This window comes from Vibrio sp. 10N.247.311.12 (assembly GCF_041467515.1).
GTDB classification, from domain to species: domain Bacteria; phylum Pseudomonadota; class Gammaproteobacteria; order Enterobacterales; family Vibrionaceae; genus Vibrio; species Vibrio crassostreae_C.
In genome coordinates this window covers 64677-71110 of the sequence record NZ_JBFSUV010000027.1, presented here as the reverse complement: position 1 = coordinate 71110, position 6434 = coordinate 64677, and the positions used below count along the sequence as shown (strand labels likewise).

General features: G+C 45.4%; 7 protein-coding genes and 1 riboswitch. Of the genes, 3 read left to right on the top strand and 4 right to left on the bottom strand.

Annotated elements, in window-relative coordinates:
* Positions 1-127 precede the first annotated feature (127 nt).
* The gene (locus AB6E30_RS13380) at positions 128-1069 is read right to left on the bottom strand and encodes a LysR family transcriptional regulator (protein ID WP_004736673.1); all 942 of its coding nucleotides are present in this window, start codon (positions 1067-1069) and stop codon (positions 128-130) included.
* A gap of 156 nt (positions 1070-1225) precedes the next feature.
* A complete protein-coding gene (locus AB6E30_RS13375) occupies positions 1226-1411 on the bottom strand; it encodes a hypothetical protein (protein ID WP_004736674.1) in 186 nt (61 codons plus the stop codon).
* A gap of 149 nt (positions 1412-1560) precedes the next feature.
* On the opposite strand from AB6E30_RS13375, the gene tusA reads away from it, so the two are divergent.
* Positions 1561-1812, top strand: a complete 252-nt coding sequence (tusA, locus tag AB6E30_RS13370; protein ID WP_004736675.1) for a sulfurtransferase TusA — start codon at positions 1561-1563, stop codon at positions 1810-1812.
* An 83-nt stretch (positions 1813-1895) separates the two neighbouring features.
* On the opposite strand, the gene AB6E30_RS13365 is transcribed toward tusA, so the two are convergent.
* The gene (locus AB6E30_RS13365; RefSeq protein ID WP_017058818.1) at positions 1896-2150 is read right to left on the bottom strand and encodes a hypothetical protein; all 255 of its coding nucleotides are present in this window, start codon (positions 2148-2150) and stop codon (positions 1896-1898) included.
* Positions 2151-2297: 147 nt separating this feature from the next.
* Entirely contained in the window at positions 2298-2855 is a 558-nt protein-coding gene (locus AB6E30_RS13360; protein ID WP_004739245.1) for a TMEM165/GDT1 family protein, read from the bottom strand.
* A gap of 93 nt (positions 2856-2948) precedes the next feature.
* Positions 2949-3065: riboswitch (yybP-ykoY riboswitch) on the bottom strand.
* 210 nt (positions 3066-3275) lie between these two features.
* On the opposite strand from AB6E30_RS13360, the gene glyQ reads away from it, so the two are divergent.
* Together glyQ and glyS are read left to right on the top strand one after the other, a co-directional pair.
* Entirely contained in the window at positions 3276-4190 is a 915-nt protein-coding gene (gene glyQ / locus AB6E30_RS13355; protein WP_017632669.1) for a glycine--tRNA ligase subunit alpha, read from the top strand.
* 2 nt (positions 4191-4192) lie between these two features.
* Positions 4193-6259 carry a glycine--tRNA ligase subunit beta gene (gene glyS, locus AB6E30_RS13350; RefSeq protein ID WP_372103888.1) on the top strand — a complete coding sequence of 689 codons (2067 nt, stop codon included), beginning with the start codon at positions 4193-4195 and terminating at the stop codon, positions 6257-6259.
* Positions 6260-6434: the final 175 nt, after the last annotated feature.

Below are 6434 nucleotides of genomic sequence, written 5' to 3'. Positions count from 1 at the left end.
GAGCCCGTAGAGGACTTTCACCTCCTAGATCAACGCCATGCTCGGCGCACAACAACAAAGGGCTGATTTTTATCAGCCCTTTTGCGTTTTTGTCATTCGGGTCAAGTGAACTCAGACTCAGATCCGGTTAACCCAAACCGACATCCGCAATCCGTTTTTGAATCAACTCACCACACTCTTCTTTTACCACTCTTCTTAACCATTGTTGTGAAGCAGAAGAATCGCAACGCGAGTGCCAGATCAGTGAGTAATCAAACGGCATAAATTCAAATGGTAATGGCTTAACAACCAAGTCATAACGCTCTGCTACCAAATAAGCCAAATCAGCAGGCACAGTAATCACCAACGGCATTCTATCGACAATCGCCAATGCCGCTTCAAGGTGATAAGCACGCAGTACCATTTTTCTGGGTTGTTGATTAGCTAAAGCGTTGTCCAATAAAGCCTTAACACCATCACTGATCGCAATCATCGCATGTGGGAGTGAAACATAGTCTTCAAGGCTTAAAGGTTGATCGGCTAATGGATGGTTTTTAGATAACAGACACGATACACCAACCGGCCCCAAGACTTCTTGATGAAGTGGTGCAATGCTGCCACTCGGACGACAGATCGCCATATCAACGCGTTCGGTGCTGAGCTGTTTAAACAAATGCTCATGCTGCAACGGAGCAAACTCCAAAGAGATATTGGGTGCTTGTTCATAAATCTTAGGCAACGCATAAGGCAAGATGGTTTGCATCGCATAATCGGTGGTAGCGATCAGAAAACGTTCGCTGCAATAGTAAGGGTCAAAGTCACTCGGACTCAGCAATTGGCGAAAAGACTCCAAAGGCTGATCAATACGCTGACTGATCTCGAGTGCTTTCTTGGTAGGAATAAGGTGCTGACCTTGACGTGTAAACAACGGATCGTTTAGTAATTCTCTTAAACGCCCTAATACTCGACTGGTTGCGGATTGGCTTAAGTTAAGACGAAGCGCGGCCTGGCTTACGCTGCCCTCTTCAATCAATACCTTTAAAGCGACCAATAAATTAAGGTCTCTACGATAGATGTCTTCTAATTCCACGCCACTTACCTAGCTGTATACGATTGCCATTAGTCACTAAGTTGTTTATAGCATGCTTTAGATAAAAAAAATCCCGCAATTACGCGGGGAAGCCCAAGAAAATTTGGGGATAGTGTCGGAATGTTGTCGTATCGGAATTCGCTTGCTGTATTCGGGTTAGTGCTCTTGCTCTTCGGCTATGCCTTGCCAACGGCGCATCTCTACCCAAATACCAATAATCGTTGCTACTATGCCAAAAATAGGCATCAGTGAGGTCTCTGTCGATGAGCGTAGTACTAACGCACAAAAAGAAATAAAACAGAGAACCGAATAAATTGTTAATCTATCTAATCCTGTCAACATCGCCACTCCTTAGCTAGTTGCCTTTGCTTCAAGTTGTTATCAACTTGTTAACTAAGTTATAGGAAATGATTCTGTTTGCCAAGCACTTATTGCATATTTTTTCTGCAGACGTATTATTCACTCGTTAGATAGATATAGAGATACAAACCATGACATTCAAACCTGAACTGGCAACCCATACTTTAGAAGCTGAAGGCCTGCGTTGCCCGGAACCAGTAATGATGGTCAGGAAGACAATTAGAAACATGCAGGATGGCGATGTGTTACTGGTAAAAGCTGACGATCCTTCGACAACTCGAGATATTCCGAGCTTTTGTCGATTCATGGATCACCAGTTGGTAGGCCAAGCAACAGAAACGTTGCCTTACCAGTATTTGATCAGAAAGGGATTGGAGGCGTAACGCCCCACCGACTATCAAGTATCAAAAAAGCCGCTCGTACCTTATGTTCTTAAACAGAACTCAGAGTACGAGCGGCTTTTTGTTTATTCGCTTCTAGATTTGTTTTGCAGATGCTCCAGCTGATGCTGAATTTCTCGGATATCTTTGCGCATCGGAATAATATGCGCGACCCGAATCCAAGCCTCTACCGCAAGTGCAGTCATGATGATGGCACCCGCGACCATTGGCAGCCACATGTCCGTCAACACCATGCCTAACAGTGTAAGTGCAAGACCAAAAGTAAATAGATAACTTTGGCTTTGTGGAGTAATACCCATATAACGCGTCAACATAATCATGCCCTCGTGTTCTTAACTCACAAGATTAAAATATCATGACAAGTATGACAGTTATATGTCCATTCGCTCGATAAACCCCACAATACTGTAAGAGTATGACCTACAACACATTACTCTACTGATTGAGTATAATAAGACTCAAAACACTTACGAGTAAAACGCAGCAGCGATAGCTAAACCCACGAATAGCAAGGCTGTGATCTTACGAATCAGATCAAGAGGCATCTTATCAGCAGACAGCTTACCGATGATCACCACAGGCACATTTGCCAGCAACATACCAATGGTTGTACCCAGAATCACCCACGCTAATGCATCCGCATATTGAGCCCCTAGGATAGAGGTCGCAATTTGGGTTTTATCGCCGATCTCAGCAATAAAGAAAGCGATAAAACTGGCGACAAACGGTCCTCGGTTTGAGATCTGTTCATCGTCATCTAACTTATCGGGAATCAAAATCCAGCCAGCCATCGCAATGAAACTGACCACCAGCACCCACTTTAATACTTCAGGTGAAAGATAATCAGCAACCACGACCCCGAGCCATGCTGCAAGGGCATGATTGGCAATGGTGGCAAAGAAGATAGCTGCGATGATAGGTATCGGCTTGCGATATCGACTGGCTAATAAAAGAGATAGCAACTGAGTCTTATCACCGATCTCGGCTAAGGCGACAGTTGTAATTGAAATTGCTAAAACGCTCACGACATGCTCATTTGGGATGGGGATTATTATATTTAACCAAAGACAAACCTCGCGCCCCATCCCGGTTCACGATGCTTGTCTATGGTCTTGCTAAGCACCACCAAGGTGGTGGTTGCCTCGAACGCCATGATGATTTTGCATCAATTATGTTGACGAACGAACTCATTCAATAGGATATGAATAAGTAAGCTACTCCCCAAAGACCGCGAGATTTTAATAGCCCATGCTTTCAAACACAAGTGTCAAAGTTATCAAAATATCCACTTGTGCCGAAAAACAAACATTAAAGGCACAAAAATCCACTAAACGACATTTTAGACCACTAATTAAACAAGATTACCCCTACTCGCTTTACGAATATCTCGGTATACTCAGAGGTTATTTTTCTCATTCATTTAAAAGAATCGCGCGAACCTGACTATGCAAAAATACGATATCAAAACCTTCCAGGGAATGATCCTCGCGCTGCAGGATTACTGGGCTCAAAACGGTTGTACCATTGTTCAACCTCTAGATATGGAAGTAGGTGCAGGCACCTCTCACCCAATGACATGTCTACGAGCACTTGGCCCAGAGCCAATGTCTACAGCTTACGTTCAACCTTCTCGTCGTCCGACCGATGGCCGTTACGGTGAAAACCCGAACCGTCTGCAGCACTACTACCAATTCCAAGTAGCGCTAAAACCATCGCCAGACAATATCCAAGAGTTGTACCTAGGCTCCCTAGAGGTTCTTGGTGTTGACCCACTTGTTCACGACATTCGCTTCGTTGAAGATAACTGGGAAAACCCAACACTAGGCGCATGGGGCCTTGGTTGGGAAGTATGGCTAAACGGCATGGAAGTAACACAGTTTACTTACTTCCAACAGGTTGGCGGCCTTGAGTGTAAACCTGTAACAGGTGAGATCACTTACGGTATCGAGCGTCTAGCAATGTACATCCAGGAAGTAGATTCTGTTTACGACCTAGTATGGAACGTAGCACCAGACGGTTCTAACGTGACTTACGGTGACATCTTCCACCAAAACGAAGTTGAGCAATCAACATACAACTTCGAGCACGCAGACGTAGATTTCCTATTCACTTTCTTCGATCAGTGCGAGAAAGAGTGTAAAGAACTACTTGAGCTTGAGAAGCCACTGCCGCTTCCAGCTTACGAGCGCATTCTAAAAGCAGGTCACGCATTTAACATCCTTGATGCGCGCAAAGCTATCTCTGTAACAGAGCGTCAACGTTACATCCTTCGTATCCGCAACCTGACTAAATCAGTTGCTGAGGCGTACTACGCGTCACGTGAAGCGCTTGGCTTCCCAATGTGTAAGAAGGACAAATAATCATGGCGAAGAATTTTCTAATTGAACTGGGTACGGAAGAGCTTCCACCAACAGCACTTCGTTCTCTAGCAGAAGCCTTTGCTTCTAACTTTGAAGCAGGTCTTAAAACGGCTGAGCTTTCTCACGAAGGCATCAAGTGGTACGCAGCACCTCGTCGTCTAGCACTTAAAGTAACAGCACTGGCTGAAGGCCAAGCAGACAAAGTGGTTGAGAAACGTGGTCCTGCTGTTTCTGTAGCATTCGATGCAGAAGGCAACGCGACTAAAGCGGCACAAGGTTGGGCTCGTGGTAACGGTATTACTGTTGAGCAAGCTGACCGTCTGAAAACAGACAAAGGCGAGTGGCTTCTTTTCAAACAAGAAGTGGCTGGCAAACCTGTTCAAGAATTGGTGATGGACATCGCTGCGAAAGCACTAGCTGGCCTACCAATCCCTAAAGCAATGCGCTGGGGTAACTCAGACATTCAATTTATCCGTCCAGTGAAAACACTGACAGTACTACTAGGTGATGAGCTTGTTGAAGGCGAAATCCTAGGCGTAGCATCTGCTCGTACTATCCGTGGCCACCGTTTCATGGGCGAACAAGAGTTCACAATCCATTCTGCTGACCAATACCCTGCGATCCTAGAAGAGCGCGGTAAAGTAATGGCGGATTACGAAGCGCGTAAAGCAATCATCCTTGCTGACTCTCAAAAAGCGGCAGCAGCGGTTGGCGGTAAAGCTGACCTAGAAGATGACCTTGTTGAAGAAGTAACGTCTCTGGTTGAATGGCCAGTAGTACTGACAGCGAAGTTTGAAGAAGAGTTCCTAAAAGTACCTTCTGAAGCTTTGGTTTACACCATGAAAGGTGACCAAAAGTACTTCCCTGTTTACGATGAAAACAAGAAGCTACTTCCTAACTTTATCTTCGTATCAAACATCGAGTCTAAAGAGCCTCGTCACGTTATCGAAGGTAACGAGAAAGTTGTACGTCCACGTCTTGCTGATGCTGAATTCTTCTTCAACACAGACCGTAAGCGCCCGCTGATCGACCGTCTTGCTGAGTTAGACCAAGCTATCTTCCAGAAGCAGCTGGGTACTATCAAAGATAAAACAGACCGCATCACAGAACTTGCTGGCTACATCGCTGAGCAAATCGATGCTGACGTTGAGAAGTCTAAGCGCGCAGGCCTACTGGCTAAGTGTGACCTAATGACCTCTATGGTATTCGAATTTACGGATACTCAAGGTGTGATGGGCATGCACTACGCGACGCACGACGGTGAAGACGAGCAAGTTGCACTGGCACTTTACGAGCAATACATGCCTCGTTTCGCGGGTGACGATCTACCAAGCACGGGTATCTCTTCAGCAGTAGCAATGGCAGACAAGCTAGACACTATCGTAGGTATCTTCGGTATTGGCCAAGCACCAAAAGGTTCTGACCCATTTGCACTTCGTCGTGCGTCTCTAGGTGTGCTACGTATCATCGTTGAAAACGGCTACAACCTAGACCTAACCGATCTGATCGGCAAAGCGAAAGAGCTACTAGGCGACAAGCTGACTAACAAAAACGTAGAAGCTGACGTTATCGACTTCATGCTAGGTCGTTTCCGCGCATGGTACCAAGATGCTGGTTTCAGCGTTGATATCATCCAAGCGGTACTAGCACGTCGTCCAACTAAGCCTGCTGACTTTGACCAACGTGTTAAAGCGGTTTCTCACTTCCGTGAACTGGAAGCAGCAGAAGCACTAGCAGCAGCGAACAAGCGTGTAGGTAATATCCTTGCGAAATTCGATGGCGAGCTACCAGCTGAAATCGACCTAACGCTTCTTCAAGAAGACGCAGAGAAAGCACTGGCTGAAAACGTTGAAGTAATGACGGAAGCACTAGAACCAGCATTCGCAACAGGTAACTACCAAGAAGCCCTAAGCAAGCTTGCTGATCTACGTGAACCAGTTGATGCATTCTTCGATAACGTAATGGTGATGGCTGATGACGAAGCGCTTAAGAAGAACCGTCTAACGCTACTGAACAACCTACGTAACCTGTTCCTACAGATTGCTGACATCTCTCTACTGCAAAAATAAGCACAAGTGAGACAATTACTCTAAGTCATACTCTGAGTAATTAACGGTAAACACCCAAAGGGAAGCGAAAGCTTCCCTTTTTGTTTTTGTGAACCAAGCATTTGTTTGTAGAGGTCTTATTGATTAACTGAATGAAACAGCACTCAGACTGTAGAGGGCATTGTTTGCTATAACT

Bases quoted from the DNA above. Each gene is read 5' to 3' on its own strand.
- AB6E30_RS13375 (WP_004736674.1), bottom strand. From the start codon at position 1,411: ATGTTGACAGGATTAGATAGATTAACAATTTATTCGGTTCTCTGTTTT.
- AB6E30_RS13365 (WP_017058818.1), bottom strand. From the start codon at position 2,150: ATGATTATGTTGACGCGTTATATGGGTATTACTCCACAAAGCCAAAGT.
- glyQ (WP_017632669.1), top strand. From the start codon at position 3,276: ATGCAAAAATACGATATCAAAACCTTCCAGGGAATGATCCTCGCGCTG.
- glyS (WP_372103888.1), top strand. From the start codon at position 4,193: ATGGCGAAGAATTTTCTAATTGAACTGGGTACGGAAGAGCTTCCACCA.
- tusA (WP_004736675.1), top strand. From the start codon at position 1,561: ATGACATTCAAACCTGAACTGGCAACCCATACTTTAGAAGCTGAAGGC.